The organism is Sphingomonas sp. Leaf37 (genome assembly GCF_920939475.1).
In the GTDB taxonomy this organism is placed as follows: domain Bacteria; phylum Pseudomonadota; class Alphaproteobacteria; order Sphingomonadales; family Sphingomonadaceae; genus Sphingomonas.
In genome coordinates, this window is record NZ_CAKLAX010000003.1 from 699244 (window position 1) to 725490 (window position 26247).

Consider the following 26247-nt stretch of genomic DNA (forward strand, 5'->3'; position numbering starts at 1 on the left):
GTGAAGGCTAACGCGCGCGACATAAAGTCCGCGCTCGAACGCCCCTCCCCCGACATCCGCCTCTATCTGCTCCACGGTCCCGATGGTTCGGCGACCGCAGAGCTGGCGAATGTGCTCGCCAGGGCGATGGGACCGGATGCGGAGCGCGTCGACCTCGACGGCGCGACACTACGCTCCGATCCGGCGCGCCTGTCCGACGAAGCGGCGTCCATGTCGCTGTTCGGCGGTGCGCGCCATATCCGGGTCTCCCCCGCCGGCGAAGAATGTCTGGAGGCGTTCACCTCGCTGCTGGAGGCGGATCATGCCGGCAACCCCGTGGTTGCGCTCGCTCCCACGGTCAAATCGACCGCGAAGATCGTCAAGCTGGCGATCGATTCCCGACGAGCGATGGCTTTCGCGGCGTACGAGCCGAGCGCGGCCGATCTGGAGCGTCTTGCCGCAGCGATGGCACGCGATCACGGCCTGCGCTCTGGCGGGACCACCGCGGCGCGCCTGGCGGCATCGTGCGGCGGCGACCGTGCCGTGCTGGCCCGGGAGATCGAGAAACTGGCGCTGTTCCTCGACGCCGCACCCGATCGGCCGCACGACCTCGACGATGCCGCGCTCGACGCGATCGGTGCCGATCTGGGCGAGGCGGAGATGGGTCACGTCGTCGATGCGGTGGTCACCGGCCACACCGCCGTTCTGGGTGCCGAGCTTGCCCGACTGACGGAGGCGGGCACCTCGCCCATTCCCTGGCTCCGGCTGCTTGCCCGCCGTCTGATGACGCTTGCCGAGATGAAGGCCGAAATCGACGCGGGTGCGACGCAGGACACCGTCTTCAAGCGCCATCGCATCTTCTTCCGTGAAGAGGCGAACACCGCACAGGCGATACGCCGCTGGAACCCGGCGATGCTGTCGACCGCCCTTACCCGTGTCCGCAATGCCGAACGCGCGGTGATGTCGAGTGGCAATGCCGGCAGTGTCCTGGCGGAGCATGCCCTGATCGAGCTCACGCGAGGCGTCGAACGTCGGGGCTGAAGGGAATGACGAAGCCGATTATCAGGCCGACGTCTACCGAAGGACCCGGTTGAACAACGACAGGGCCCAGCCCGTCGCCGCGACGAACAGCGCCGGATCGTAACGCGGGCCTTCGTCACGCAAAAACGCATGCTGCGCATTGACCTCGTGCCATTCGTACGTGGCACCTGTCTGTTCCAGTCGCCGACGTATCGTTTCCCGCCCGGCGAACGGAACATGCGGGTCCTGCCGACCGAAGACGAACAGCGTCTCCGCGTTCAGCTCCGCCATGCGCGCCAGGCTGTCGTCGGACCGTCCTGCACCGAGCGTAGCCGAGTGAATGTCCGTGGGGTAGAACATGGCCGCAGCCGATACCCGCGGGTCGAGCGCCGCGCGATATGCCAGATGTCCACCGAGACACACACCGACCGTTCCCAGGCGCCCGCTACAGGCCGGATGTGCCGCCAGCGCATCGAGCACCGACACCGCATCCGCATCGAACGCGGCCACCGGCTTCGCGAACTTCAGGGTGTTGCCGCGTTCCGTCCCTGCCGTATCATAGCCGAGGACCGTCCCGGGCGCTTCATATTCGTGATAGACCTCCGGCACCGCCACGACATAGCCATGCCCCGCAAGGAATGCCGCAAGCCGCCTGATCGGCGTTGTAACCTGATAAATCTCCGAATACAGGATCAGTCCCGGATATCGCCCTTCGGCAACGGGCCGAAACCAGTGCACTCGCATCGTACCGTCATCGGCGGGCAGATCGTCGAATGTGTCGGACGACAGGATCATCAGATCGTATCGCCGGTCAGCCGCTGGCACACCATGTCGAGTTGATCGAGCGTCGAATAGGTCAGCGTCAACGTGCCGCCCTTCTCACTATGCGCGACCCGGACATGAAGACCGAGCAGGTCGGACAGCTGACGTTCCAACGCCGCGATATCGGCGTCGGGTGCCGCCGCAGGTGCGCGCTCGCGGGTGCTTCCACCCCCACGTTCCGGCTTGGCGCCCCTCGCCAGCTTTTCCGTTTCGCGCACCGACAATCCGCGTGCCACGACCTGTTCGGCCAGCGTTTCCACGTCCCGCGATCCGAGCAATGCGCGTGCATGTCCCATGGTCAGCGACCCGTCCGTGACCCGATCCTGTACCGCCTCGGGAAGTTCCAGCAATCGCAACAGGTTGGCTACGTGGCTACGCGATTTATGAACGATCTTCGCCAGCGCTTCCTGCGTATGACCATATTCGCCAGCAAGCCGCTGATATGCCTGCGCTTCTTCGATCGCATTCAGGTCCTGACGCTGGATATTCTCGATCAGCGCGATCTCGAGCGTCTGCGCATCGTCGAAGTCGCGAACGACGACTGGAACCTCGTGCAGCCGGGCACGCTGTGCAGCACGCCATCGCCGCTCGCCGGCGACGATCTGATAATCGTGACCATGCGGCCGAACGACGATCGGCTGGATCAGGCCGCGCGATGCGATCGACGCCGCCAGTTCATCGAGAAGCGCATCGTCGAAATGTCGCCGCGGCTGATCGGGATGCGGCGTCAGCGCGCTGACCGGCAACATCCGAACACCACTCGGTACGTTGCCCTTGGACCCCGGTGCGACGGGGGCCTCACTGGCCATCTCACCGAGCAATGCGCTCAGTCCGCGACCCAGACCTCCGGGTCGCCCCCGCTTCGCCGCATCGCTCATGCGGCGACTGCCGTTACTTGCGGCAAGCGGGCGATCAGTTCACGTGCCAGATCGATATACGCCTGCGATCCGGAACACCGATGATCGTAGATCAGGGCGGGTAGCCCGTGGCTCGGCGCCTCCGACAGGCGGACGTTCCGCGGGATGACCGTGTCGAACACGACACGGCCGAGCACGGCACGGACATCGGCGGAAACCTGTTCGGTCAGTCGATTGCGACGATCGTACATCGTCAGCGCTACACCCAGAATGGCCAGTCCGGGATTGAAGCGTTCCCGGATGCGTTCGACCGTCGTCAGCAATTGCGACAGTCCTTCGAGCGCAAAGAACTCGCATTGCAGCGGAACGAGCAATTTGTCGGCGGCCACCATGGCATTGATCGTCAGCAGTCCCAAGGATGGCGGGCAGTCTATCAGGACGATGTCCCAGCGACCCTGAGCCTTGGCGAGCGCACGATCGAGGCGGTGCGTCCGGTGCTCGAATTCGACCAGCTCTATTTCAGCGCCGGACAGATCCTGTGTCGCAGGCACCAGATCGAGCCGTGGCACGCGCGTGGTGATGACGGCATCCGCAATCTCCGCTTCGCCCAACAGCACATGATAGCTTGATCGACCGCGCTGGGCATGACCAACGCCCAGACCCGTCGAGGCATTACCTTGTGGATCCAGGTCGATCAGCAAAACGCTTTTGCCGGTCGCCGACAGCGCCGTGGCCAGGTTGATCGCGCTCGTCGTCTTACCAACGCCGCCCTTTTGATTGGCCACCGCAATCGTCGTCATCACGCGCGTCCTTCTTTGGTATTTACGATCAGGATCGACGATTCGGGATCCGTGATGCTTTGTTCCACGTGAAACACTCGGCGTTGATCGCGTTGCAATGCGGCCAGTTCGCCGCTGCCCATGCGACCGCGGGGCAAGATCCAGCGCGTATCGGATGTGGCGCAATGCGCCGCCGCTTGCAAAAGCTTTTCGACCGATGCCACCGCACGGGCCGAAATCGTTGCAAAGCGACCTGCAACCGCCTCGACCTTTGCGGTGAGCACCGTTGCATTCGCAACGTTCAATCGGTCGACGCAGGCTTGCAGAAACTCCGCGCGTCGCTTGCGCGGCTCGACCATCGTGACGGCATGATCCGACAGCAAGGCAACGACGATGCCCGGAAATCCCCCTCCCGTCCCGATATCAAGCCAACGTCCGGACGATTGTTCCACGTGAAACAATAGCTGAGCGGAATCCAGCGCGTGGCGCGTCCAGATTGTTGCCAGCGTCGATGGCGCCACGAGATTCTGAGAGCTGTTCTCGGTGCTCACCATCGTCAGAAAAGCAGCGACGCGATCGACATCATTCATACCGAACCGCTCGACCAGCTGGTTCCTTGCCTCGTCTTCCGTCATGCCAAACCACGCTGCGCGTACAGGTAAATTGCGGACACTGCCGCCGGCGTTACGCCACGAACACGCGCCGCCGCACCCAAGGACGCCGGCCGCGCCCGATCGAGACGGTCGATCATCTCGTTCGACAACCCCGGAACGGCGGCATAGCAAAGCGTGGCTGGCAGCGGGACCGCCTCCTCTCGCCGCATCAGCGCCACCTCTTCCGCCTGACGTTCGAGATAGGGCGCGTAGCGTGCATCTTCGATCACCTCGCCAAGGATCGGCGCCGACATACTGTCGTGAAGTTCAGGCGACACATGCCGAAGATCGACGTCGGGGATTCTCAGCCACTCGTACAGGCTGCGACGGCTTCCGTCCTGCGCAACGCGGACACCCATTCCCGACAGTTCCGACGCCGTTATCGATTGCGACAGAGCATCGCGAACACGGCTTCGCTCCTGCATTCTATGACGCTGATGCTCCTGCCGCTCATCGCCCAGACAATTCATCGAAGCCGCGATGCCGCCCAGCCGGGTTTCCGCATTGTCGGCACGCAGAGACAAGCGATACTCTGCCCTTGCCGTCAGCATGCGATAGGGTTCGGTGACGCCCTGCAGAACCAGATCGTCGATCATCACGCCAATGTAGCTCGAGGCGCGATCAAGAATGCAAGGTACCAGATCACAGGCGGTCGCTGCTGCATTCAGCCCGGCGATCAGCCCCTGCCCCGCCGCCTCCTCATACCCGGTTGTACCATTCAGCTGCCCCGCGCAATACACGCCGGGAATGGCAGCAAGCGCCAGTGTCGCATCCAGTGCGCGAGGATCAAGATAATCGTATTCGACGGCGTAACCCGGGGTTGTGATCGATGCCCGCTCCAGTCCCGCAATGCTGCGGATCATGACCTCCTGCACATCCGTGGGGAGCGAGGTCGACAGGCCATTCGGATAGACGATGTGATCGTCGAGTCCCTCCGGTTCCAGAAAGACCTGATGTCCATCGCGATCACCGAAGCGATGCACCTTGTCCTCGATGGAGGGACAATAGCGCGGACCTTGCCCTTCGATTGCGCCACCAAACAGTGGGGATCGATCGAGGCCATGCCGGATAGCCGCATGCGTCCGATCGTTGGTCCGGGTGATTGCGCAGGCAACCTGTGGAAGCGGACGATGGGACGTCATGGGCGACATCGTCCACGGATCGGTGTCGGAGCGCTGCTCCTCCAGTCGGCCCCAGTCGATCGTGCGGCCGTCGATGCGCGGCGGCGTCCCGGTCTTGAGGCGTTCCAGAGGCAGGGATAGCGCTCGCAACTGCTCGGCGAGTTTGCGCGCAGGACGCTCGCCGATGCGCCCGCCCTCGTGCCGCTCGTCACCCCGGAACATCTTCCCGCCGAGGAACGTACCCGTCGCCAGTACCACCGTGCGGCCTTCAACATGGCTGCCGTCGCTCAGGACCACGCCGCGCGTCCGGCCGCCGTCGAGCATCAACGCGTCGACATCACCCTCAGCAATGGTCAGCATCGGCAATGCGTGCAGCATCGTCTGGATCGCGGCGGCATAGCGCCTGCGGTCTGCTTGCACGCGCGGACCCTGAACCGCAGCTCCTTTGCTTCGATTGAGCATGCGATAATGGATGGCGGCCTGATCAGCCGCCCGGGCGATCAGGCCATCGAAGGCATCCACCTCCCGCACGATATGGCCTTTTCCGAGGCCGCCGATTGCGGGATTGCACGACATCGCTCCGATATGCCGGCGGTCATGACTTATCAAAATTGTGTTTGCGCCACGGCGGGCAGCGGCAGCGGCGGCTTCGGTACCGGCATGGCCGCCGCCGACGACGATCACGTCATACATACGATGCGCCTAGACCCCGAGGTGTGAGACGTCAAAACTGTTCCACGTGGAACATCACTTTCCGATGCAGAAGCGCCCGAACAACGCGTCCAGCATCGTCTCGGTCGCATCGATACCGAGTATCGATCCCAGGGACCGCATCGCGAGACGGAGTTGTTCGCCGATGATCAGCAGATCGTCATGTCTGCCAGTCAGTTGGTCCAGCGCGCCCTGACATGCCTGTCTTTCGCTCTCCCGGAACGCAATAGCGTCACCCTGCGGTACGAGCCGCTCTGCGCGATCCGCAACCGTCCGCCAGAGCATTTCGATAGAGGCATCGTCATTCTGCGATACGTCGATGTGCGCGCCGGCCAAGGCGATACGGCCGGGTTCGTCCGCGCGGGCGCGCACCCATATCGCTCCGTCGCGGGGCGGCATCGTGTCACCCAGCCACAATACGATGTCTGCCCGGGCGATCGAGGCCTGTGCGCGATCCACGCCGATCCGCTCGATCGGATCATCGCTCGCGGTCAACCCGGCCGTGTCGGTCAAGACATAGACCAGCCCGGCCCGTGTGACCGTCGCCTCTATCCGGTCGCGGGTGGTGCCTGCGATCGGCGAGACGATCGCCAATTCACGCTGGCTTAGCAGGTTGATCAGTGTCGACTTCCCGCTGTTCGGCGGCCCGGCCAACGTAACATGGACGCCGTCGCGCAACCGTTCGACCGGCGGGCTGTCGAGCACCATGCGCAGGTCTGCCGCCAGCGCCGCTGTACCCTCGCGAATGGCCGACAAGCCATGCCCCGAGCCGCCGACATCGTCCTCGTCGGCAAAATCGAGTTGCGCCTCGGTCAGCGCCGACAGCATCGCCAGTCGATCGAGCCAGCCGCGGACCCGCTGACTGACGATCCCTTCCGCCGCTGCGAGGGCAGCGACCCGCTGCCGTTCCGTTTCGGCCGACAGCAGATCGGCCAGTCCGGACGCCTCCGCCAGATCGATCCGCCCGTTGGCCAGCGCTCGCCGGGTAAATTCGCCAGCGCCCGCCGGCCGCAGCCCCGGCACGGCTCCCAAGGCACCGAGCACCGCGGCGATCACCGCGCGTCCACCGTGACAGTGAAACTCGGCAAGATCCTCCCCGGTCGCCGTGGCCGGTGCGGGAAATGCCAGCACCAACGCACGATCCAGCAGGGCACCATCATCACCCCGCAATGCCCGCAACCGGGCCGTACGCGGTGGCGGCAACGTACCCGCCAGATATTCGACTGCCGCGAAGGCCTGTGGACCGCTGATCCGGATCACACCGATCCCCGCCGGCGCCGCGCCGCTCGACAGCGCGAAGATCGTATCCATCAGCTACCCGACTTCGTCGCCTGTTCGAACATCTGCCGCCACATCGCGAACCCCGCCTCGTTCATCGGTGCCCAACTCTTCATCATGTTCTCAAGCAGTTCCGGCCGCACCTGTCCGGACATCGTCTCCAGCAGCGATGCGACATAGCGATCGTGCAGCGGCGTCAGGTCGGGCAACCCCATCGCGCGGCGCGCCTCCTCGGGGGTCAGATCGATGTCTACCGTTACCTTCATTGCACGTCGCCCCATGAACAGCCTTGTGGCATGGCATAGCCCAGCACGATCACGCGCGCGAGAGGACCCCATGAGCAAGACCATCCAGATCGAGACACTCGACGGCAACGCCCGTTTCGACGCCTATGTCGCGGAACCCGCAGCACATCCCAAAGCGGCGATCATCGTGATCCAGGAGATTTTCGGGGTCAATGCGGGCATCCGCAGCAAATGCGACCGGCTGGCGGTGGACGGCTATCTGGCGATCGCGCCCGACCTGTTCTGGCCGATCGCACCGAATATCCAGCTCGACCCGGACGTGCCGGAGCAGATGGATCGGGCGCTGGGATTGATGGGCAAGTTCAATCAGGACGCTGGTATCCGCGATATCGAGGCGACGATCCGCGCCGCGCGCGCCATGCTGGATGACGGCGGCAAGGTCGGGGTGGTCGGCTATTGCCTCGGCGGCCGGCTCGCCTTCATGACCGCGGCACGGACCGACGTCGATGCGTCAGTTGGCTACTATGGCGTCGGGATCGACGGCCTGCTCGGCGAGACGCATGCCATCGCGAAACCGCTCCTGCTTCACATTCCGCAGGAGGATCATTTCGTCGATAAGGACGCGCAGGCCGCGATGCACACCGGACTGGACGATCACCCCAAGGTGACGCTCTACGACTATCCGGGTGAGGATCACGGCTTCGCCACCGAATTCGGCGATCGCCGCTCCGATGCCGCGGCGGAGCAGGCGGACAGCCGCACCGCCGCCTTCTTCGCCGAACATCTCGGCTGATATGAAAAGGGGGGCTCGATGGCCCCCCTTCCCTCATGCGAACAGCTTGAGGACCCCGACGTTCGGGTCGACGACCCCTTCGTAGATCATCTTGCCGGCGACGTAGACGATCACCAGCAGGCCGATATAGGCGATCCAGCGGTAGCGCTCGATGTACTTGGCGATCAGGTTCGCCGCGATCCCCATCAGGGCGACCGACAACAGCAGGCCGATGATCAGGATGCCCGGATGGTCGCGGGCCGCACCCGCCACAGCGAGCACGTTATCGAGGCTCATCGAGACGTCGGCGACGGCGACGGCCCAGGCGGCCGCGGCGAAGCTCTTGGCGGGCTTCAGTCCCGAGGTTTCGTCACCGTCGACTTCGGGCGATCCGGCATTGTGGCCTTCGCGCAGCTCGCGCCACATCTTCCACGCGACCCAGATCAGCAGGACGCCACCAGCGAAGATCAGCCCGATCACGCCGAGCAGCCAGCTGACGGCGAGTGCGAAGATGATCCGCAGCACCAGCGCGGCGACGATGCCGATCAGGATGACTTTCTTGCGCTGGTCGATCGGCAGGCCCGCAGCGAGCGCGCCGACGACGATCGCATTGTCGCCGGCCAGCACGACGTCGATCATCAGCACCTGAAGGAACGCCGACAAGGCGGCGGGACTGCCGATATTGGCGAAATCGTTGACGATATGCTGCCAGATCTCGGCCGGAGACCCCGGCCCGCTGGCGGCAGCGGCGCTCAGCATGGCGATGATGGACACGTTCTACACTCCCGGTTGATGGTTAGGTCCATAACGCAGCAACGCGCGAAAGCCATGGGCTCCCGCGCGTTGTTGGTTCTTCGTCGCTTGTGGCGGACACGGGCAAAGCCCGCGTCGGACGGGTCGGCGCTGCCGCCCGCCGGCCGGGCCGGTGCGAGTCCTGCCGCAGCGTGCGGCAGGCCGCAGCCGGCTATTGATTCATGCTGTCGAAGAAATCCTCGTTGGTCTTCGAATTCTTCATCTTGTCGAGCAGGAACTCCATCGCGTCGATCGTGCCCATCTGCATCAGGATGCGGCGCAGCACCCACTGCTTGCTGAGTTTGCTGGCATCCACCAGCAGCTCTTCCTTGCGGGTGCCCGACTTGCCGACGTCCAGTGCCGGGAAGACGCGCTTGTCGGCGACCTTGCGGTCGAGCACGATTTCCGAGTTACCCGTGCCCTTGAACTCTTCGAAGATCACCTCGTCCATGCGGCTGCCGGTGTCGATCAGCGCGGTAGCTATGATCGAAAGCGAACCGCCCTCCTCAATGTTGCGCGCCGCACCGAAGAAGCGCTTGGGGCGCTGCAACGCATTGGCGTCGACACCGCCGGTCAGCACCTTGCCCGAGGACGGCACGACGGTGTTGTAGGCGCGCCCCAGACGGGTGATGCTGTCGAGCAGGATCACGACATCCTTCTTGTGCTCGACGAGGCGCTTGGCCTTCTCGATCACCATCTCGGCGACCTGGACGTGGCGCTGCGCCGGCTCGTCGAACGTGGAGGAGACGACCTCGCCCTTCACCGAACGCTGCATATCGGTGACTTCCTCGGGCCGCTCGTCGATCAGCAGCACGATCAGGAACACCTCGGGGTGATTGTCCGAAATCGCGCGGGCGATGTTCTGGAGCATCACCGTCTTGCCGACACGGGGCGGCGCGACGATCAGCGTGCGCTGGCCCTTGCCCTGAGGGCTGACGATGTCGATGACCCGCGCCGACTTGTCCTTCTGCGTCGGGTCCGCAGGATCGAGCGTCAGCTTCGATTCCGGATATAGCGGCGTCAGGTTGTCGAAGTTGACGCGATGACGGACCGCGTCGGGATCGTCGAAATTGACGCTGGTCAGCTTTACCAGCGCAAAATAGCGCTCGCCGTCCTTGGGCGCGCGGATCTCGCCCTCGACCGTGTCGCCAGTGCGCAGACCGTGTTTGCGCACCTGATTGGGCGAGATGTAGATATCGTCGGGGCCGGCCAGATAGTTGGCTTCCGGCGAGCGCAGGAAGCCGAAGCCGTCCTGCAGGACCTCGATCGTGCCGAGGCCCATGATCTGGTCGCCGTTCTCGGCCTGCACCTTCAGGATCGCGAACAGCAGGTCCTGCTTGCGCAACGTCGAGGCGCCCTCGACCCCCAGCTCTTCGGCCATGCTGACCAGCTCGGCGGGTGTTTTCTTCTTTAGGTCTTTGAGATGCATGGAAAAATCCGAATGCGTAGTCGGGGAGATGGCCCAGGTCGGCGAAGGAACCGCAGCGACGATGGCCAGGAGGAGAAACGCGGAACCACCGGACGGAGGCTCTACGCGCTTTGAGGAGGTAAGAGGAGCGAGGATGTTCGTCAAGCGACGATCCCCACACATAGGCCCCATGCATAGGCCCCATGCATGGAATCGTGCCGGATACTCCCGGCCGAAACATATGTTAAGATGGGATCAGCTGTTGTTAACCGCACACCGCTAAACCCTCCACAGGATCCTACAGGACACAGTGATGCGTATCGATCAGCTTACCCCCACGCCCAGGGATGCCGCGCCGATCGAGATTCCTGCCGAGCTTCTCGACAGCGTGTCCCGGCACCAGACGCACCTCGCCCGGCTCGTCGAGAGCCTGCGCGCCGCGGGTTTGCAGGAAGCTATGATCGATACCAGCGTCCGCTCGCTCGTCGACAGCTATGCCGCGGAACTGACCGCCGCGATCCGTACCATGTCGAAGGCGCCGGATCATGCATGACGTCAAACTGCACGACGACGACGCGCGGCTGGCCGCCTTGCGCCGTCTCGATGTACTGGATTCGGCAGTCGAGGAGCCGTTCGAGAAGATCGTGACGCTGGTCCGTACCGTGCTCGGCGTGCCCATGGCGACGGTGACGCTGGTCGACCGCGACCGTCAGTGGTTCAAGGCGCGCCGCGGGATCGACGTCGCCGAAACGCCGCGCAGCATTTCGCTGTGCACCCACACCATCCAGCAACGCGAAGCGTTGATCATCGAGGATACGCACGGCGACCCGCGTTTCGCGGACAACCCGCTGGTCACGGGCGCGCCGCATATCCGTGCCTATGCCGGCATCCCGCTGCGGACGCCCGATGGCTATAACGTGGGATCGCTCTGTGCGATGGATACGAAGGCGCGTGCCTTTACCCCTGCCGACATCGCCATTCTGACCAACTGCGCCCATATCGTCAGCGACGAGCTGGAACTGCGAATGGTTGCGCAGGTCGATTTCCTGACCGGAGCGCTGACCCGACGTGCGTTCGTCGAGCAGGCGGAGCGCGAAATCGCCCGTGCGGCGCGGTATCATCGGCCGAGCACGATCGTGATGCTGGACGTGGATCACTTCAAATCGGTCAACGACACCTACGGCCACGCTGCCGGGGATCAGGTGCTGCATCAACTGGCGGAACTGGCGACACTGACGCTGCGGCCCAGCGATGTGTTCGGCCGACTGGGCGGCGAGGAATTCGCGCTGTTGTTGCCCGAAACCGGCGGGGACGACGCGGTCATCGCCGCCGAGCGATTGCGGATGGCGATCGCCGCAAACGTCATCCGTCTTGCCGATGGGCAGGATCTGCGGATCACCGCCAGCTTCGGCGTCGCCGCGCTGGCGGCGGATACGTCCGTGGCCGCATGGCTCGAGCGCGCCGATACGATGCTCTACGCGGCAAAGGCCGGCGGCCGTAACCAGACCCGGCTGGCGGCCTGAGCCGGCGACCGACCGGTCAGAACGGCTTCACGAATACCAGCACAACGATGACCGTCGCCGCCAGTGCAGGCACCTCGTTCAGCATGCGCAGCGTCCGCCCCTCGAACCGCATCACGCCCCGGGCGAGCTTCCTCGCATAGCCGACCGCCCAGCCATGATAACCCGATAGCAGCAGCACGAAGGCGAATTTGGCATGCAGCCACCCCTCGCCCCAATGCTGCCCGACGGTCGCGAGCGTCAGTCCCAGGACCCACACGGCCAGCATCGCCGGGGTCAGGATGATCGACCGCAGCTTGGTCTCCCGCTCCACCCACGTCGTCGCCTCGTCCTTACGGCCGGCCGCGAGCGCCTCCTGATGATAGACCAGATAGCGCGGCAGCATGAACAGGCCGGCCATCCAGAAGATCACGAAGATCACATGCGCCGCGACGATCCACAGATATGCGCCCGCCAGATACTCCATCAGCCTTTCCCCCGTACGCGTAAGACCAGTCGCTCGACATGCGCGATCGGCGTGAACTGGCCGATGCCATGGCCCAGATTGAAGACGTGCGGCCGGTCGACGAAAGCGCTCAGGACGCGGTCGATACCGTCCTCCAGTACCCGCCCGCCGGCGAGTAGCGCCAACGGGTCGAGGTTGCCCTGTACCGGCAACCCGGCAGGCAGAACGTCGTTCGCCCAGACCGGATCGACCGTCTCGTCCAGCCCGATCGCATCCACCCCGGTCTCACGGGCATAGGCGGGCAGCTTGCCCCCTGCCCCCTTCGGAAAGCCGATGATGATCGCGTCCGGGCAGCGTGCGCGCAAGCCGGCGACGATCGCCGCATTGGGTGCGATGACCCAGCGTTCGAACTGCGCCGGCGACAGCGATCCTGCCCAGCTGTCGAACAGCTGCACCGCCTCGACCCCCGCCGCGATCTGCCGTGCCAGATATTCGATCGTCATCGCGACGATCGCATCGACGATCGCCTGGAACGCGCCCTCGTCCGTGTAGGCGAAGCCGCGAGTCTCATGCTGGTCCTTCGACCCTGCGCCCGCGACCATGTACGTCGCCACCGTCCACGGCGATCCGGCAAAGCCCAGAAACGTCGTCTCAGGCGGCAAGGCGGCGGCGACCCGTTCGCAGGTGCCATAGACCGGCTCCAGTCGCTCAGGCACCCGTTGCAAGGCGTTCAGGGCCGCATCCACCAGCGGCGGCGACAGGCGTGGCCCTTCGCCGGGCCCAAAGGTCAGGTCCTGTCCCAGGGCCCAAGGGACCATCAGGATGTCGGAGAACAGGATGGCGCCATCGAAACCGAACCGCCGGATCGGTTGCAACGTCACCTCCGCCGCCGCCGCCGGGTCGGTGGCGAGCGCCAGGAAGCCGCCCTTCTCCGCTCGCAGCGCGCGATACTCGGGAAGGTATCGTCCCGCCTGCCGCATGAGCCACATCGGCGGCACCGACGGTTTCGCACCGCGTAACGTCGCGAGCAGGGGCTTGTTCACAGGATCGGACAGAACCTTCTTCCTATAAAAGAATCTTAGATAAGGATGATGAAGTGGTTGGCACGTGGATAACGGGATAACCGCATTCATGCCCTAACCACCCACAGGTTGACCGGCAAGGATCGGCGATTCCGCGGGGATTCGGTGAAGCCCGTCCCCATCATCCACAGCCTGTGGATAAAACCATGCCCTGTGTGCGCAAATGTGGACAAAATGCGGGTTGTCCACGGGGCGGGGGCGGGTTGGCGAGGGTGCCGACTTATCCTATCCATTGCGCCCATGTTATCCACAGATCCGTGCCTGTCGTTGGCGGAGGCATCGCGGAAGCGCGATATCTCAATGTGGTGGCTGCCCGCTGCCACGGTCCCACGTGCGGGAGCGCGTCGGCTATGATGCGCCTCCACCTCCACCTGCTGTCGGACTCGACTGGCGAGACGCTGGAGAACATCGCCAAGGCGGCGCTCGCGCAGTACGACGACGTCGAGACAGTCCGCCATTTCTGGCCGATGGTGCGCACCGAGGCGCATCTGGAGCGCATCCTGCAGGAGATCGCGCAGAATCCGGGGCTGGTGATCTTCACGTTGGTGAACGTCGCCACCCGCCGCATCCTCGAACAGCGTTGCCTCGCCCTCGGCCTGCCCGCGGTCGCGCCGCTCGATCCGGTCAACGATGCGCTGTCCGGCTTGTTGGGCCAGCAGGCCAAGGCGCGGCCCGGTCGCCAGCATGCGCTCGACGCCGCCTATTTTGCGCGCGTCGATGCGATCCAGTGGACGATCGCCCACGACGACGGCATCGCGTCGGAGGATTGGGAGGAGGCGGAGATCGTGCTGGCCGGCGTCTCGCGCTCGTCGAAGACGCCGACGTCGATCTATCTTGCCAACCGCGGCTGGAAGACGGCGAACATCCCGATCGTCGTCGAAAGCCCGCCGCCGCGCATCCTGTTCGACCTCAAGAACCCGCTCGTCGTGGGTCTCACCACCAGTGCCGACCGGCTGATCCAGATCCGTCGTAACCGGCTGCTGTCGCTCAACCAGATGCCCGACACGCCCTATGTGGAGGAGGAAGCGGTAACGCGCGAGATCGCTTATGCCCGCCGCATGTTCGCCGACAACGGCTGGCCGGTGATCGACGTCACCCGCCGGTCGATCGAGGAAACCGCCGCCGCGATCATCGCGCTGGCCAACCAGCGCAAGGCGGGTGTGGTGTGACGATGGTGCGTTCGTCCACGTTCGTCATCCCCGCGCAGGCGGTCATTCATGGTTGCCGAGCAAGCGGCTCCATCACTCACGTCTGCCATCAAGGATCCCCGTCCGCGCGGGGATGACGAAAGAGCATTATGACCCCCCTCCTCCTTGCTTCGCAAAGCGCCTCCCGCCGCGCGATGCTGACCGCGGCCGGTGTGCCGTTCGACGCGACCGCGGCCGGCGTTGACGAGGACGCCGCCAAGGCGTCGCTCGCCGGCAGCAAGCCCCGCGACCTCGCCGATGCGCTCGCCGAACTGAAGGCCACCAAGGTGAGCCTGCGGCATCCCGATCGCCTCGTCCTCGGCAGCGACAGCGTCGTCGCGCTCGCCGATGGCACCCTGCTCGACAAGCCGGAGAGCCGCGAACAGGCGGCGGACCATCTCGCCCGGATGTCCGGCACCCGTCACGAACTGTGGAGCGCCGCGGTGATCGCCGAAGCCGGCCGTCCGGTCTGGCGGCATGTCGAGGCGGCGCGGATGCACGTCCGTCCGCTATCCACCGTGTTTATCGAGGCCTATCTCGATCAGGAATGGCCCGCGATATCGGGTTGCGTCGGCTGCTACCGGATCGAAGGCCCCGGCGCGCAGCTGTTCGGCCGCATCGATGGCAGCCAGTTCACCGTGCTCGGCCTGCCCCTGCTCAACGTCCTCGACTACCTCAGAATCCGCGGAGTGATCCCAGCATGAGCCGTCCGTATGCCGAGGTCATCGGCGATCCGATCGTCCAGTCCAAATCCCCGGTCATCCACGGTTTCTGGCTCGATCAGCTCGGGCTCGATGCCGAATATCGCAAGACGCTGGTGACCGCCGACGACCTGCCCGCCTATTTCGCGCAACGCCGCGGAGATCCGGACTGGCGCGGGTGCAACATCACGATGCCGCACAAGCTCGCCGCGCTCGACCATGTCGACGACCGCGGAGACGTGCGCAATGGTATCGGCGCGATCAACACCGTCTTTCGTGCCGAGGATGGCACGCCGGTCGGCACCAACACCGATGCGGGCGGCTTCTACGCCCCGCTGGCGGGGTTCGACTTCACCGGCAAGCCCGTCACCGTCGTCGGTGCGGGCGGCGCAGCGCGTGCGATCCTGTTCGCGCTGGCCCGGATGCAGGTCGGTCCGGTGACGCTGCTCAACCGCAATGTGCTGAAGGCCGGCGTGTTGTTGTCGTCGTTCGGTCTCAAGGGGCAGGCATTGCCGCTGTCGTCGGCTATCTCGCCCGACACGGCGCTGCTGGTCAACGCGAGCACGCTGGGCATGGCAGGTCAGCCGCCGCTAAAGATCGACATCGACCCGATACAGGATGATGCCGTCGTCTACGACATCGTCTATGCGCCACTCGAAACACCGCTGCTGACCGCTGCGCGCGCGCGCGGGCTGGAAACGGTCGACGGGCTCGAAATGCTGATTGGTCAGGCCGCCCTCGCCTTCGAACTGTTCTTCGGGGCCGAGCCGCCGCGCGACCGGGACGATACGTTGCGAGACCTGTTGATAGCATGATCGTCGTCGGCCTCACCGGATCGATCGGCATGGGCAAGTCGACGGTGGCGGCGATGTTCGCTGACGAAGGAATTCCGGTGTTCGACGCCGATGCGACTGTGCATGGGCTGCAGGGCCCCGATGGCGCCTGCGTAGGCGCGATCGAGGCGGCGTTTCCCGGCACGACTGGTCCGCACGGTGTTGACCGCCAGCGGCTCGCCGCGGCTGTGCTGGGCGGGGATGCCGCGATGAAGCGGCTGGAAGCGATCGTACACCCGGCCGTGGCAGTGGAGCGTGCTGCTTTCCTCGCGCAACATGCCGCCGCATCGATGGTCGTGTTCGACATTCCGCTATTGTTCGAGACCGGCGGCGATCGTGCGGTCGACCGGATCGTCGTCGTCTCCGCCGCACCCGACGTGCAGCGCGCGCGCACCCTCGCCCGCCCGGGTATGACCCCGGAAAAATTCGCGGCGATCCTCGCCCGCCAATATCCCGATGCCGCCAAGCGGGCGCGGGCCGATCACGTCATTCCCACCGACGTGTCGCTCGACGTGACACGGGAGGCCGTCCGTCATGTGATCGCTTGCATGGCGTCCGCCACAGGCTGATAGAGGTGACATGCGCGAGATCGTCTTCGACACCGAAACCACGGGATTGAGCTTCGCCGGTGGCGACCGGCTCGTCGAGATCGGCTGCGTCGAGATGATCAACCGGGTCGAGACCGGCCGCACCTTCCACGCGTATTATCATCCGGAACGCAATATGCCGGCGGAGGCGCAGGCGGTGCATGGCATTTCGGAAGCATTCCTCAGCGACAAGCCGAAATTTGCCGATGCGTGCGGGGACCTGATCGAATTCCTTGGCGACGCGCCGCTGGTCGCGCACAACGCCGGGTTCGATTTTTCCTTCCTCAATGGCGAGCTGACCCGATGCGGTCGTCCGATCATCCACGTCAAACGGATGGTCGATACGCTGCAGATCGCGCGCAGCCGCCATCCCGGTGCCAAGCATACGCTGGATGCATTGTGTTCGCGGTTCGGCGTCGACCGGTCGCACCGCGTGCTGCACGGCGCGCTGCTCGATGCGCAATTGCTCGCGCAGGTCTATGTCGAACTGCTCGGCGGGCGGCAGATCGGGCTGGGGCTGGTCAGCGATGCGCCCGTCGTGCAAGCCACACAGGTCGCCGTGCGCCGTGCCGTCACCGTCCGCCCGCCGCGCGCGTTTCGTCCGTCCGACGCGGAACTTGCAGCGCACGCAGCATTTGTTTCCAAATTGCAGGATCCGATCTGGGGGGTCGCGGCGTTCGAATAACGCCAACCGGGTGAAGGCCAACAGGCCAGCCCACATCAATGGAGAAGACAATGGATATCCGGATCTCTGGTCATCAGGTCGCAACCGGCGACGCGCTCAAGGATCATGTGAGCGACCGGCTTCAGGGTATCGCCACGAAGTATTTCGCCCGCGCCATCTCGGCCGAGGTAACCTTCGGCAAGGGGCCGCACGACGTCGGCTTCAAGTGTGACATCGTCGTCCATGTCATGAAGGGTCTCGTGCTGAAGGGGCGGCATGAGGCGCACGACGCGCATCCCGCCTTCGATGGCGCTGCCGCCAAGATCGAGACGCAGCTGCGCCGCTACATGCGCCGCCTGAAGGACCGCCATGCCGGCGAAGCGGCGGCGATCCAGGAGGACATGGGCTATGACAACGCCGGCTATACCCTGTTCCAGGAAGCCGCATCGACCGAAGAGGATGTCGGCGACGCGCCGCTGATCATCGCCGAGACGCGCGTCGACATCCCGGACGCCAGCGTGTCGGACGCGGTGATGATGCTCGATTTGCGCGATACCGCGGCGCTGCTGTTCCGCAATGCCGGGACGGGTGCGTACAACATGGTCTATCGCCGCGGCGACGGCACGATCGGTTGGGTCGAGCCGCAGCGCCAGACCCAGGCGCAGCAGCCCGCCGCCGGCTGACCTTCCCCTTCCCCGCCGGACTCGTTAGGGCCCGGCGGGGCCCTTTGCTTTATTCGAGTCTGCGATGAACGACTTCAGCGATCTGCTGCGCCCCGATGCGGTCTACAAGGACGTCGCGGTCGCTCACAAGAAGGCGCTGTTCGTCCAGCTTGCCAATGCCGCCGACGCGCTGGGCCTTGATGGCAGGCTGACCGCCGAACGACTCAACCTCCGTGAAAAGCTGGGATCGACCGGTTTCGGCGGCGGCGTGGCGATACCCCATGCCCGCTTGCCCGAGCTGACGGTGGTGACCGGCGTGTTCATGCGACTCGCACAACCGATCGAATTCGTCGCCGTCGACGATCTGCCCGTCGACCTCGTCTTCATGCTGTTGTCGCCTGTCGATGCGGGGGCGGAGCATCTGAAGGCGCTGGCGCGGGTATCGCGGCGCCTGCGCGACCGCACGTTCCTCGGCAAGCTTCGCGGCGCCGGTTCGCCCGATGCCCTGTATGCGCTGTTCACTGCGGATGCCGCGCGCGATGCCGCCTGACGCCGGCGCCGCAGCGCATTTCCGCAGTCTGGAATCGCTCTACGCCGCCGCTCCGATCAACCGCCTGTTCGAATCGCGGCTGGAGATCGTCGAGGCCGGCGTCGCCCGTATCCATTTCCGCCTCGACGAACGGCATTATCATGCTGCCGCTGCGGTGCATGGCACCAGCTATTTCAAGATGCTCGACGACGCCGCTTTCTATGCGGCGAACAGTCTGGTCACCGATCGTTTCCTGCTGACCACTGCGTTCAACCTGCTGCTCACCCGTCCGCTGAAGGCCGGGCCCGTCGTCGCCGAGGGCCGATGGATCAGCGGCAAACGACGCGTCTACGTCGCCGACGCACGCCTGATCGATGCGGATGGCGAAGAAGCGGCGCGGGGCACCGGCACCTTCATGCGATCGCAAATTCCGCTGTCCGGCCTTCCCGGCTATCGCCCGGCATGACCGACCGGCTGCCGACCCATCTGATCGTCGGCGCCCTTCTCCGCCGGGTCAACGACGCCGGCGGCATCGGCGTGGTACGGGCAAGGGGGGATGCAAACGGCGGCGCTATCATGGTCCTGATAGAGGATCGAACGGGGCCGACACGGGTGCTGGAACGCACGATCGGCTTCGACGGGGTAGCGTCACTAACCGATTCGGCCCCGTCCGACGGGGCGGAATCCTATTGGCGCCGTCGTCGGAGCAGCGACCCCGATCTATGGGTCGTGGAACTGGACGTCCCGGAAGCCGAACGGTTCGCCGCTGAAACGATCCTGACGAATTGACACATGACACCGGTGTGACGAGTGCTCCGCGCACGTTGAAAGCGCGTTGTGCCGCGCCTGGGTGCGATCCGGGTCGGTGACGCAGTCGGGGGGATGCCCGGACGATCGGTTCGCCGATCGGGTCCGTGGTCCAACCGCATATCGAATACGTTAATGACGATCATGCAACGCGCCGCGGCTATCGCGGTGATGACTTTCTCTCTGGCGGGCCTCATCAGCCACAGTTCGCCAGTCCGGGCCTCGGACCTCAATCGCGGTGCGATTTCGGCTTCCATCCCGGTGATTCAGATCAATAACCCGGTGACCCCGGTTTCGGTTCCGGTTAGCGACACGCCCCGGGTCCCCGTATCCTCGGCGACTACGCAGAACCCGCTCCAGATGATTCAGTCGGTCCCGACCGAAGACGAGTCGGACGACGACGATTACAACAGCCTCGCCGAAGCCGTTGCAGCGCAGGACAGCGCGCAGGTCGATGCGACGCAGCGCTGCCTTGCCGGCGCTATCTACTTCGAATCCAAGGGTGAACCGCTGAGCGGTCAGCTTGCCGTCGCCAACGTCATCATCAACCGGTCGAAGTCGGGCCGTTTTCCCGCCGACATCTGTTCGGTGGTGAAGCAGCGCGGACAATTCAGCTTCGTGCGTGGTGGTGAAATCCCGTCGATCGACGAAGGCCGCGCAGCGTGGCGTACCGCCCTCGCCGTCGCCAGGATCGCGCTCGAGGCGGCATGGGATAGTCCCGCTCCCAAGGCGTTGTTCTTCAACACCGCCGATCGTCGTCCCGGCGGCAACCTGACCAGGATCGCGATGATCGGCAACCACGTCTTCTATCGCTGATATCGGCGGGGCTTGCTCCGTTCGCTGAATGTTCCTAAGCGGGGGTCATGCTCGACATGGCCCCTGCTTCGTGTCTGGATGGCGGCGATCCTGCGATATGCGCCGCCGATGTTGCGCGCGGCGTCACGCGGATGCTGCTCCGTCACGACCTGACCACCATTCCCGAAGTTCCTCTGGAGGGCGGCCGTCGCGCCGACCTGATGGCGATCGATGCGCGCGGGCAGCTGGTGATCGTCGAGATCAAGGTATCCCGTGCCGACCTGATGGGCGACGGCAAATGGCCCGATTACCTCGCCCATTGCGATCGCTATTACTGGGCGGTGCCGGCCGGGTTCGACACGACGCCGCTCGATGGCCACGCGTTCCTGCCCGAACGGACGGGCGTGATCGTCGCCGACCGGTACGATGCGGCGATCGTGCGAGAGGCGCATAGCCTGCCGCTGCCGGCTCACGTACGAAAGCGGTGCACGCTGGCGTTCGCCCGACGGGCTGCGCGGCGACTGACTGGAATGATCGATCCGGAAGCGCTGACGTTATCGGCCTGATCGTCCTCCCCCTTCCGGCGCCAAGTGCCTTACTTTCGTATCAGGCGAGAGAACAGATGGTGAAGACAGGGTGAGGATGAGCGTACCGTAGCTATAGTTGATGCCCGGTACGGTCGCGTTTGGTCGCCAGATATCGCTCGTTATGCGGGTTGGGCGGCAATGCGTGCGCCACTCGCTCGATCACGCGCATGCCAGCGGCCTCCAGCCCCGCCACCTTGGCCGGATTGTTGGTCAGCAGCCGCACCTCCCGTTGCCCGAGCAGCTCCAGCATCCGCGCGGCGACGCCGAAATCGCGAGCGTCTACCGCAAAACCCAGCCGGGTGTTGGCATCGACGGTGTCGAATCCCTGGTCCTGCAAGGCGTAAGCACGAAGCTTGTTGACCAGACCGATGCCGCGCCCTTCCTGACGCAGGTACAGCAGGATACCCCAACCGTTCGCACGGATCGCTGCGATGGCCGCGCGCAGTTGCGGGCCGCAGTCGCATTTCAGGCTACCCAGCACATCGCCCGTCAGGCATTCGCTATGCAGGCGCACCAGGGGCGCGGCGCCGTTGGGCTGGCCGATCAGCAGCGCAACATGCTCGTCGCTGGAATCGGGTGCGCGAAAAGCGACGATCTCCGCATCTTCCGCGCCATCGACCGGGAGGCGTGCACGGGTCGCGAGGCGCAGCGACCATGCATGCTGATGGCGGTCGATCGCGTCAGGAACGATCGTCACCTCCGGATCGATCCCGTCGATGAAGAAGGCGGGCAGCAGCCCGGCGATGCGCGCCAGCCGGATCGCGGCGAGACTGGCGAGCGGGCGATCCACCTCTTCGGTGCGAAAAGGACCCTTCAGCGGGGTCGCAAGATCGAACTGCGGATCGGACAGCGCGATCGCCGTATCAAAATCCAGCCACGGCGCGGGTTCGATGACCACCGGCGTATCGGGATCGGCCGCCGCGCGCTGGTTGGTCAGCTTGAGGGTCGCCGCACGCCCGTTCGAGATCAGCAGCGGATAGGCACCGGCCGGAGAGAACGCGTCGAGCGAGCGCGCGTCGGCGGTTTCCACCGCGAGCAGCGTCAAGGCATCCTCGCCCGGCGCATGGATCGCGATCGGCCAGCCGCGGCGGAGCGCATCGATTGCCCGCGACACGTCGCGCGTGTCGGTCAAAAGGCGAACTCGGTCATGATCGGCACATGATCCGATGGCTTGAGCCATGCGCGGCAATGTTCGAACACCGTATGGCCCGTCGCAATGCTCGCGACCTGTCCGGTCGCCCACATGTGATCGAGCCGCCGGCCGCGATCGTTCCTGGTCCAGTCGGGCGAGCGATAGCTCCACCACGTGTGCAGGCGCGCTGGGGCTGGGTGGAAATGTCTGCCAAGATCGACCCAGTCGTTCGATGCCTTCAACCGGTCGAGCGCCTCGACCTCGATGGGCGTATGGCTGACGACCTTCAGCAGCGCCTTGTGGCTCCACACATCGCTGGGCAGGGGGGCGATGTTGAAGTCGCCAGTGAGGATCGTCGGCACGTCGAGGCCATCGGACCAATTCGTCATGCGCTGGACGAAATCGAGCTTCTGACCGAATTTCGGGTTCACCTCGCGGTCCGGCACATCGCCGCCGGCAGGGACGTAGACGTTCTCGAGCCGGACACCGTTGGGCAGGCGGACGCCCACATGGCGCGCTTCGCGATTGGCCTGCCAGTCGAACCGGTCGTCCGCGACGATCGGCACTCGCGACAGGATCGCGACGCCGTGATGCATGCGCTGGCCGTGGATGACGATGTGTTCGTAGCCGAGCGCATGGAAGGTATCGAAGGGAAAGTCGGCGTCGATCACCTTGGTTTCCTGAAGGCACAGGATATCGGGTTCGACCTCGCGCAGGAACTGCTCGACGATGGCGATCCGGAAGCGGACCGAATTGATGTTCCAGGAGACGATCTTCACGAGAGCGCATCTAGGGGGGGCTTGGGAGGTGAGCAAGGTTTGGGGGCTGGGCGGTCATGGGCAAAGCCCCTGACGTCGATCGGGCTTCGTCCGTCGGCCGTGCTCAGCAGCCGATAGGCTGCCTACGCAGAAAGGCCCCCGCTCCGGGGGCATGGAGCGAGGGCCGACCTAGCGTTCGTCACGCAGGCGGGAAGTGGAATTTATCATCCGGGCAACAGGGGGAAAAATCCCGAACGCCCCACATCCGCGAGGACCCTTCTAGGCTCCCTAACCTGTCGCGTGGATGAATGGACGAACGATTACCGTATGTTGGGACGCCGTGGATCGTTCCATTTGAACGTTCCGTCGCTCACCGGCACGCCGAAGCGCTGGTTGTCGAGCCGAATCGTCGTCCGGTTGTTCTGGCTGTCGAGCGCCACCCAACCTTGCAGGGCGAGGCCTGACGGTGCGTTGCCCTGACGCGCGAAGATCAGCGTGATCTTGCCATATTCCGGATGCTTGGGATCGTTCGCTTCGACCGATACGACGCGGTCGTTGCCGGTCTGCACAAGCCGCGCGTAGCGGGTGATATCGCGGGTCGGGTCCAGCAACACGCCCAGCGGTGAGTTCTTGATCGGCCAGCGCTGCACCTGCCGCACCGAATAATCGATAAAGGTCAACGCGCCGCCCTCGGCAACGATCAATATCGGCACGCCCTTTTCATACTGAAAGCGCAGCTTGCCGGGCTTCTTGAGCGTGAACGTGCCGGTCAGCACCTTGCCGTTGCGATCAGTCTGGGTGAAGTTGGCGGTCATCGTCTCGACCGTCTGGAGGTGGCGCTGCACCGCCGCGAGGTCGCCAGTCGCCTGTGCGGGCAGGACGGTGGGCGCGACGACGGCAGCGAGGGCGAGGGCATATCGGATCATGATTGTCCTGTGGGTTGGGCGCATTGAATGCCTGCTGAACCGTGAGCGTTCCGCGCCTGCCCTAATCCTTTCGCCGCGCTCGGCGTCTTTTCCCCCTTCCGGCGGGAGAGGGAAGGGCCCCGCCGCGTCAGCGGTGGGACGGATGAGGGCAGGGGCGAGACGTCAGATCGCATGGCCTTCGGTATCGCGCAGCACCTCGCGGCGACCGACATGGTCGGGACGGCTGACGATGCCGTCCTTCTCCATCTTTTCGATCAGCCGCGCGGCCGAATTGTAGCCGATCCGCAGCTGGCGCTGGAGCCAGCTGGTCGATGCCTTCTGCGATTCGCACACCAGCTGGATCGCGTTGCGATATTGCTGGTCCTCGGCCGAATCCTCGCCCTCCGGCGCGCCTTCCAGCGCGAAGCCGTCCTCGGGTTCTTCGGTGACCGAGGTGATGTAGTCGGGCTGGCCCTGCGAACGCCAGTGATCGGCGATGGCGCGCACCTCGTCGTCGCTGACGAACGGGCCGTGGACACGCACGATGCCCTTGCCGCCGGGCATATAGAGCATGTCGCCCTTGCCGAGCAGCTGTTCGGCCCCCTGTTCGCCGAGGATGGTGCGCGAATCGATCTTCGACGTGACGTGGAAGCTGATGCGGGTCGGCAGATTGGCCTTGATGACCCCGGTGATGACGTCGACCGAGGGGCGCTGCGTCGCCATGATGAGGTGGATGCCCGCCGCGCGCGCCTTCTGCGCGAGGCGCTGGATCAGGAATTCGACCTCCTTGCCCGCGGTCATCATCAGGTCGGCGAGCTCGTCGACGATGACGACGATCTGCGGCAGCGGTTCGTAGTCGAGCTGCTCTTCCTCGTACACCGGCTGGCCCGTTTCGGGGTGGTAGCCGGTCTGGACGCGGCGGCCGAGCCGCTGGCCCTTCGCCTTCGCGCCCCGCACCTTGTCGTTGAAGCCCGCCAGGCTGCGGACGCCGACCGAGGACATCTGGCGATAGCGGTCCTCCATCGTCTCGACCGCCCATTTCAGCGCGCGAACGGCCTTGGCGGGATCGGTGACCACCGGCGACAGCAGGTGCGGGATATCGTCGTACATGCTCAGTTCGAGCATCTTGGGATCGATCATGATCATGCGGCACTGGTCCGGTGTCAGCCGGTAGAGCAGCGACAGGATCATGCAGTTGAGGCCGACCGACTTGCCCGAACCGGTGGTGCCGGCGACGAGCAGGTGCGGCATCGGCGCGAGGTCGGCGATCACCGGATCGCCGGCGATGTTCTTGCCGAGGATGATCGGCAATTGCGCGGCCTGATCCTCGAACGTCTGGCTGCCGACGAGTTCGTGCAAGCTGACCGATTCGCGCTTGGCATTGGGCAGCTCGATGCCGATGACGTTGCGGCCGGGAATCACCGCGACGCGCGCCGACACCGCCGACATATTGCGCGCGATATCGTCGGCGAGCGCGATGACACGGCTCGCCTTGATGCCGGGCGCAGGCTCCAGTTCGTACATCGTGACGACGGGACCCGGGCGCACTTCGTTGATGACGCCGTGTACCTTGAAATCGTCGAGGACGTTTTCAAGCAGGCGGGCGTTGCGCTCCAGCGCGGCCTTGTCGATCTGGCCCTTGGGCGCGGGCGGCGCGGGAGTCAGCAGGTCGAGGCCCGGCAACGCATAGGTATGGCCGAGATCGAGGCTCTGCTGGCGCGGCTTCTGCTTGGCTGCGGAGGGCGCGAGATTGCGGTCGGCGATAACCGGAGCGGGGCGGGGGTCGGGTTCGGCGACGGCGCGCGGTTCGATGACCTTGCGCGCAAGCTGAAGCGGCTCCTCGTCCCCGTCGTCGATGTCGTCATAGACGTCGGCGACATCGTCACCCCCGGTACGCACGCGGCGCAGACGAAAGCGGCGATCGCCAAGGTCGATTTCGAGGCTCTTCGCCCAGATGATGATGCCGGCGACACCGAGGATCAGGCCGACGCCGCGTGCCGCCCAGCGTTCCGCACCGGGCTGGCCGATGAAGGCGAGCCCCCATTCGACGAGGTGCGCGACCGACAAGCCGACCACGCCGCCCCAGCCGGCAGGAAGCGCGAGAACCGATGCATCGGATACGAAGGCGAGTGCGGACGCCATCAGTGCGACGCCGATCGCCGCATTGCGCAGCATCGCCAGCCAGCGCCCCGGCGGCTGGTCGCGCCACAGCCGGGCGGCGACGATCGGCGCGACCGGCAGCAGCAGCGCGACCACGGGGCCGAACAGCGTCAGCGCCAGATCGGCGAACCAGGCGCCGGGCGGGCCGGCGAGGTTCTGGACCGGTCCGCCCGATGCGGTGTTGAGCGCTGCGTCGCTGGCGCGATAGCTCGCCAGCGCGAGCACCATCAGCAGCGTGACAAGGAACAGCACGATCGACGCGATCAGCGCTCCGCCGCGCACCGCCCCCGCCTTCACCGTTTCACGCAACAAGCCTGGCTGCGCACGGCTCGCCATCGCCCGATCCCTTCAATGTACGAATATCGCGGAATCATCGGGCGAAGCGTGCGTTACGTCAAGGCAGGTGCGGCCAATCGCGGGCGGGCCGACCGTTGGCACGTCCGCTTTGCGCGCGTA

At 65.0% G+C, this 26247-nt stretch carries 30 protein-coding genes; 15 read left to right on the top strand and 15 right to left on the bottom strand.

Going from position 1 to position 26247, the window contains the following annotated elements:
- Positions 1-1020 (top strand): DNA polymerase III subunit delta, encoded by a 1020-nt coding sequence (gene holA, locus LRA87_RS13010; RefSeq protein ID WP_230631911.1) that lies wholly within the window; start codon positions 1-3, stop codon positions 1018-1020.
- A gap of 33 nt (positions 1021-1053) precedes the next feature.
- Here holA and LRA87_RS13015 read toward each other — a convergent pair whose 3' ends face one another.
- The 7 genes from LRA87_RS13015 to LRA87_RS13045 are packed head-to-tail and all read right to left on the bottom strand — an operon-like array spanning position 1054 to position 7486.
- Complete coding sequence (locus tag LRA87_RS13015; protein ID WP_230631912.1) at positions 1054-1794, bottom strand: dienelactone hydrolase family protein; 741 nt, start codon at positions 1792-1794, stop codon at positions 1054-1056.
- Entirely contained in the window at positions 1794-2699 is a 906-nt protein-coding gene (locus LRA87_RS13020) for a ParB/RepB/Spo0J family partition protein (protein ID WP_230631913.1), read from the bottom strand. Before LRA87_RS13020 ends, LRA87_RS13015 begins: the two co-directional genes overlap by 1 nt.
- Positions 2696-3478 carry a ParA family protein gene (locus LRA87_RS13025; RefSeq protein WP_230631914.1) on the bottom strand — a complete coding sequence of 261 codons (783 nt, stop codon included), beginning with the start codon at positions 3476-3478 and terminating at the stop codon, positions 2696-2698. The genes LRA87_RS13020 and LRA87_RS13025 overlap by 4 nt, the downstream gene beginning before the upstream one ends.
- Complete coding sequence (gene rsmG, locus LRA87_RS13030; RefSeq protein ID WP_230631915.1) at positions 3478-4092, bottom strand: 16S rRNA (guanine(527)-N(7))-methyltransferase RsmG; 615 nt, start codon at positions 4090-4092, stop codon at positions 3478-3480. Before rsmG ends, LRA87_RS13025 begins: the two co-directional genes overlap by 1 nt.
- On the bottom strand, positions 4089-5924 hold the full coding sequence (gene mnmG / locus LRA87_RS13035; RefSeq protein ID WP_230631916.1) for a tRNA uridine-5-carboxymethylaminomethyl(34) synthesis enzyme MnmG: 1836 nt from the start codon (positions 5922-5924) through the stop codon (positions 4089-4091). Before mnmG ends, rsmG begins: the two co-directional genes overlap by 4 nt.
- A gap of 54 nt (positions 5925-5978) precedes the next feature.
- Positions 5979-7253, bottom strand: a complete 1275-nt coding sequence (gene mnmE / locus LRA87_RS13040; RefSeq protein WP_230631917.1) for a tRNA uridine-5-carboxymethylaminomethyl(34) synthesis GTPase MnmE — start codon at positions 7251-7253, stop codon at positions 5979-5981.
- Positions 7253-7486 carry a DUF6489 family protein gene (locus LRA87_RS13045; protein ID WP_230632294.1) on the bottom strand — a complete coding sequence of 78 codons (234 nt, stop codon included), beginning with the start codon at positions 7484-7486 and terminating at the stop codon, positions 7253-7255. The genes mnmE and LRA87_RS13045 overlap by 1 nt, the downstream gene beginning before the upstream one ends.
- A 70-nt stretch (positions 7487-7556) precedes the next feature.
- Between LRA87_RS13045 and LRA87_RS13050 the strand changes: the two genes are divergently transcribed.
- Positions 7557-8258 (top strand): dienelactone hydrolase family protein, encoded by a 702-nt coding sequence (locus LRA87_RS13050; protein ID WP_230631918.1) that lies wholly within the window; start codon positions 7557-7559, stop codon positions 8256-8258.
- 33 nt (positions 8259-8291) lie between these two features.
- Here LRA87_RS13050 and LRA87_RS13055 read toward each other — a convergent pair whose 3' ends face one another.
- Entirely contained in the window at positions 8292-8996 is a 705-nt protein-coding gene (locus LRA87_RS13055) for a TerC family protein (RefSeq protein ID WP_230632297.1), read from the bottom strand.
- Between the two features lie 205 nt (positions 8997-9201).
- Positions 9202-10458 carry a transcription termination factor Rho gene (gene rho / locus LRA87_RS13060; RefSeq protein WP_230631919.1) on the bottom strand — a complete coding sequence of 419 codons (1257 nt, stop codon included), beginning with the start codon at positions 10456-10458 and terminating at the stop codon, positions 9202-9204.
- Between the two features lie 292 nt (positions 10459-10750).
- On the opposite strand from rho, the gene LRA87_RS13065 reads away from it, so the two are divergent.
- Together LRA87_RS13065 and LRA87_RS13070 are read left to right on the top strand one after the other, a co-directional pair.
- Positions 10751-10990: a hypothetical protein gene (locus LRA87_RS13065; RefSeq protein WP_230631920.1), complete on the top strand. Its 240-nt coding sequence runs from the start codon at positions 10751-10753 to the stop codon at positions 10988-10990.
- Positions 10983-11960, top strand: a complete 978-nt coding sequence (locus LRA87_RS13070; protein ID WP_230631921.1) for a GGDEF domain-containing protein — start codon at positions 10983-10985, stop codon at positions 11958-11960. The genes LRA87_RS13065 and LRA87_RS13070 overlap by 8 nt, the downstream gene beginning before the upstream one ends.
- Positions 11961-11976: 16 nt before the next feature.
- Here the strand turns inward: LRA87_RS13070 and LRA87_RS13075 are convergent, their stop codons facing one another.
- Both LRA87_RS13075 and hemE read right to left on the bottom strand, forming a co-directional pair.
- Positions 11977-12423 carry a CopD family protein gene (locus LRA87_RS13075; protein WP_230631922.1) on the bottom strand — a complete coding sequence of 149 codons (447 nt, stop codon included), beginning with the start codon at positions 12421-12423 and terminating at the stop codon, positions 11977-11979.
- Complete coding sequence (hemE, locus tag LRA87_RS13080) at positions 12423-13445, bottom strand: uroporphyrinogen decarboxylase (RefSeq protein ID WP_230631923.1); 1023 nt, start codon at positions 13443-13445, stop codon at positions 12423-12425. Before hemE ends, LRA87_RS13075 begins: the two co-directional genes overlap by 1 nt.
- Positions 13446-13834: 389 nt before the next feature.
- On the opposite strand from hemE, the gene LRA87_RS13085 reads away from it, so the two are divergent.
- The 11 genes from LRA87_RS13085 to LRA87_RS13135 all read left to right on the top strand — a co-directional run bounded on the left by LRA87_RS13085 (position 13835) and on the right by LRA87_RS13135 (position 20815).
- Positions 13835-14653 carry a pyruvate, water dikinase regulatory protein gene (locus LRA87_RS13085; RefSeq protein WP_230631924.1) on the top strand — a complete coding sequence of 273 codons (819 nt, stop codon included), beginning with the start codon at positions 13835-13837 and terminating at the stop codon, positions 14651-14653.
- Positions 14654-14781: 128 nt separating this feature from the next.
- Complete coding sequence (locus tag LRA87_RS13090) at positions 14782-15375, top strand: Maf family protein (protein ID WP_230631925.1); 594 nt, start codon at positions 14782-14784, stop codon at positions 15373-15375.
- The gene (locus LRA87_RS13095) at positions 15372-16187 is read left to right on the top strand and encodes a shikimate dehydrogenase family protein (RefSeq protein WP_230631926.1); all 816 of its coding nucleotides are present in this window, start codon (positions 15372-15374) and stop codon (positions 16185-16187) included. The genes LRA87_RS13090 and LRA87_RS13095 overlap by 4 nt, the downstream gene beginning before the upstream one ends.
- Positions 16184-16774 (top strand): dephospho-CoA kinase, encoded by a 591-nt coding sequence (coaE, locus tag LRA87_RS13100; RefSeq protein WP_230631927.1) that lies wholly within the window; start codon positions 16184-16186, stop codon positions 16772-16774. The genes LRA87_RS13095 and coaE overlap by 4 nt, the downstream gene beginning before the upstream one ends.
- A gap of 10 nt (positions 16775-16784) precedes the next feature.
- Entirely contained in the window at positions 16785-17477 is a 693-nt protein-coding gene (dnaQ, locus tag LRA87_RS13105) for a DNA polymerase III subunit epsilon (protein WP_230631928.1), read from the top strand.
- A 50-nt stretch (positions 17478-17527) separates the two neighbouring features.
- Complete coding sequence (hpf, locus tag LRA87_RS13110) at positions 17528-18139, top strand: ribosome hibernation-promoting factor, HPF/YfiA family (RefSeq protein WP_230631929.1); 612 nt, start codon at positions 17528-17530, stop codon at positions 18137-18139.
- A 64-nt stretch (positions 18140-18203) separates the two neighbouring features.
- Positions 18204-18668, top strand: coding sequence for a PTS sugar transporter subunit IIA (locus tag LRA87_RS13115; RefSeq protein WP_230631930.1), 465 nt, complete (start codon positions 18204-18206; stop codon positions 18666-18668).
- Positions 18658-19113, top strand: coding sequence for a PaaI family thioesterase (locus tag LRA87_RS13120; RefSeq protein ID WP_230631931.1), 456 nt, complete (start codon positions 18658-18660; stop codon positions 19111-19113). Before LRA87_RS13115 ends, LRA87_RS13120 begins: the two co-directional genes overlap by 11 nt.
- Entirely contained in the window at positions 19110-19436 is a 327-nt protein-coding gene (locus LRA87_RS13125) for a DUF1491 family protein (protein ID WP_230631932.1), read from the top strand. The genes LRA87_RS13120 and LRA87_RS13125 overlap by 4 nt, the downstream gene beginning before the upstream one ends.
- A gap of 378 nt (positions 19437-19814) precedes the next feature.
- On the top strand, positions 19815-20270 hold the full coding sequence (locus tag LRA87_RS13130; RefSeq protein WP_230631933.1) for a cell wall hydrolase: 456 nt from the start codon (positions 19815-19817) through the stop codon (positions 20268-20270).
- 47 nt (positions 20271-20317) lie between these two features.
- Positions 20318-20815 (top strand): MmcB family DNA repair protein, encoded by a 498-nt coding sequence (locus tag LRA87_RS13135; RefSeq protein ID WP_230631934.1) that lies wholly within the window; start codon positions 20318-20320, stop codon positions 20813-20815.
- Between the two features lie 91 nt (positions 20816-20906).
- On the opposite strand, the gene ribA is transcribed toward LRA87_RS13135, so the two are convergent.
- The 4 genes from ribA to LRA87_RS13155 form a co-directional block, all read right to left on the bottom strand.
- Complete coding sequence (ribA, locus tag LRA87_RS13140) at positions 20907-22016, bottom strand: GTP cyclohydrolase II (protein WP_443024876.1); 1110 nt, start codon at positions 22014-22016, stop codon at positions 20907-20909.
- On the bottom strand, positions 21965-22747 hold the full coding sequence (locus tag LRA87_RS13145; RefSeq protein ID WP_230631936.1) for an exodeoxyribonuclease III: 783 nt from the start codon (positions 22745-22747) through the stop codon (positions 21965-21967). The genes ribA and LRA87_RS13145 overlap by 52 nt, the downstream gene beginning before the upstream one ends.
- A 299-nt stretch (positions 22748-23046) precedes the next feature.
- Complete coding sequence (locus LRA87_RS13150; RefSeq protein ID WP_230631938.1) at positions 23047-23652, bottom strand: LolA family protein; 606 nt, start codon at positions 23650-23652, stop codon at positions 23047-23049.
- Positions 23653-23814: 162 nt separating this feature from the next.
- Positions 23815-26127 (bottom strand): DNA translocase FtsK, encoded by a 2313-nt coding sequence (locus LRA87_RS13155; protein ID WP_230631940.1) that lies wholly within the window; start codon positions 26125-26127, stop codon positions 23815-23817.
- Positions 26128-26247 lie beyond the last annotated feature (120 nt).